We start from the raw sequence: 2,152 nt of genomic DNA on the forward strand, positions 1-2,152 counted from the left end.
CCTCTGGGCCTCGGCCCCCCGCCGCCACGTCTACCTGGCGCTGTGGGTGCCGAACGGGCTCGTCGTGGGGTGCGAGTCCCTCTTCGTCTCCTACGCCCCCCACCACGCCGGAGTGCTCTTCGCCTGCGGCGCCCTCGGCATGCTCGTGGGAGACACGCTCGCCGGCCGCTTCCTCGCCCCGCGATGGCGCGAACGCCTCGCCGCCCCCCTGCGGTTGCTGCTCGCGGTCCCCTACCTCGTCTTCTTCCTCGAACCGGGACCGTTCGTCGCCGCGGCCGCCGTCGCCCTGGCCTCCGTCGGCTTCGCGGCCGGTCTGCTGCTCCAGGAACGCCTCATGCGGCTCACACCCGACGAACTGAGCGGGCAGGCCCTCGGACTCCACTTCTCGGGACTGCTCGCCCTGCAGGGCGTCGGCGCGCTGCTCGCCGGCACCCTCGCCGAACTCAGCACGCCTGCCGTGGCGATGACGGTGACGGCCGCCGCCTCGGTCGCCGTCACCCTGCTCCTCGCCCCCGGCCTGCGGGAACGCCCACCGGCCGTCGCCACGGCCTGACCCGCCTCCGGCGGGCGTGTCAGCGGCCGTCGCCCGCGCCGGGGAACCAGGTGTACTCGAACTCGGGGAGCTCGAAGCCCTGCGGGAACCTGCACACGCGGGACGCGGTCCGCCGCCCGCCGCACCGTTCGTAGAACGCCACGGCACGGAGGTTGCCCTGCAGTACCTCCAGGTAGGCGTCCCGGCCGGGGTGGACGTCCCGCACGTGGGCGAGGGCGTGCCGCAGGAGCCGGCCGCCGATTCCACGGCCCGTGTGCCCCGGACGGGCGTGCAGATTGTCGATCAGGACCCGCCCGTCCGCCCGGGGTTCGAGGTAGACGAAGCCGAGCAGCTCACCGCCCTCATGGGCCAGGAACAACGCTGCCCCCTCGACGGGCGCCCGCAGCCGGGCCCGCCAGAGATCCCGACGTTCGGCCAGGAGCGGGCCCCGCAGGTAGTCCGCGGGGAAGAGGGCCGCGTAGGCGCTGCGCCAACTGGCCGTGTGCACCTCCGCGACGGCGTCGGCGACGGCATCGAGGTCCGTCGGCGCGGGGTCCGTCGGTGCGGCGGCTGTGATCTCCACGCCCGCATCATCGTCGCCACGACCGCCCGCGTCCACGCCCCCGGTGCCGGCCGGTGCGGGCCTCACCCGGCGACCGGGGCCGCGAGGAGCGCCTCCCATGCGCCACGGCTCGGGCCTTCGTACCCGGGAGCGAAGCCGGGGCGGTCGGCCGGCCAGGCGGTGACACGCGCGCGTACCTCCTCGCACCCCGTACGCGTCGTGGGCCGTGCGCAGCAGATGACGCACCTGCGCCCTCGCCCGCATGACGACGGGATCGTCGAAGGCACAGGCCGCCTGCGCCGCCGCACGCACGTCGCCGGACGACTCGCCCCGCGCGAGACACAGCCCGCCCACGTGGTCGGCCGTCACCTGGGCGTCGCACCACGGTCGCAGCGCCCGCGTCGTCCAGCGGTGATGGCCGGCGGCACCGACGGCGACCTCCTCGGCGTCCGGGCGAGCCACTGCCCGGCCCGCGGTTCCCGGCGCACGGCCGCGGTCAGCGCCGCCTCCAGGACGATGCGGCGCGTGCGAAGGGTCACCAGGTCCTCGTCGCCCGCCCGGTACGGGGGACGCTCGGGGAACCAGTCGAAGTCGCAGTACTCACGCGCACCGCGGCGCAGCAGGTCAGCGTGGACGTCGGGCGCCTCGGCGCGCACGACGATGCGGACGGGCGCCGGCAGCGAGTGGGGCTGGGCCGCCTGCGGGACGCGAGGACGGAACCGGCCGAAGAAGGCGTCGTCCAGGTCCTCAGCGGCGAGCCGCGGATCCCGCTCGAAGAGGACGACCGAGTGGCCCCGTCGCCCCAGCATCAACGCGGTCCCCAGCCCGCTGATGCCCCCGCCCGTCACCGCAACCCGCGCCATCCGCTGCTCCTCGCGTCGTGTCGCGGGCCGAGACCACTGTCCTGCCGTCGCGCTCAACGGGCAGGGGGAGCCCCACGAACTGCGCCGGAAACCAGGACCCCCCTCGCGGGACGGATAGCCTGCCTCACCGAACGATCTTGCAGTGACGGGTGCGGCGGTCATCGGCACACCTTCGGCAGCGACTTCGCAGAGGAG

2 protein-coding genes and 1 pseudogene are annotated in these 2,152 nt (G+C 75.0%); 1 reads left to right on the top strand and 2 read right to left on the bottom strand.

The window, feature by feature from the left end; translation table 11 throughout:
- A pseudogene (locus ACOV8S_RS32780) lies at nucleotides 1-553 on the top strand (MFS transporter); the annotation flags it as partial.
- 19 nt (nucleotides 554-572) lie between these two features.
- Here ACOV8S_RS32780 and ACOV8S_RS32785 read toward each other — a convergent pair.
- Nucleotides 573-1,115: an N-acetyltransferase family protein gene (locus tag ACOV8S_RS32785; protein ID WP_448322288.1), complete on the bottom strand. Its 543-nt coding sequence runs from the start codon at nucleotides 1,113-1,115 to the stop codon at nucleotides 573-575.
- Between the two features lie 344 nt (nucleotides 1,116-1,459).
- Nucleotides 1,460-1,957 carry an FAD-dependent oxidoreductase gene (locus ACOV8S_RS32790; protein ID WP_448322289.1) on the bottom strand — a complete coding sequence of 166 codons (498 nt, stop codon included), beginning with the start codon at nucleotides 1,955-1,957 and terminating at the stop codon, nucleotides 1,460-1,462.
- Between the last annotated feature and the right edge of the window lie 195 nt (nucleotides 1,958-2,152).

Source organism: Streptomyces sp. CO7, from assembly GCF_053474865.1.

Excerpts from the sequence above, each read along its gene's own strand:
- ACOV8S_RS32790 (WP_448322289.1), bottom strand. The coding sequence starts at position 1,957 with ATGGCGCGGGTTGCGGTGACGGGCGGGGGCATCAGCGGGCTGGGGACC.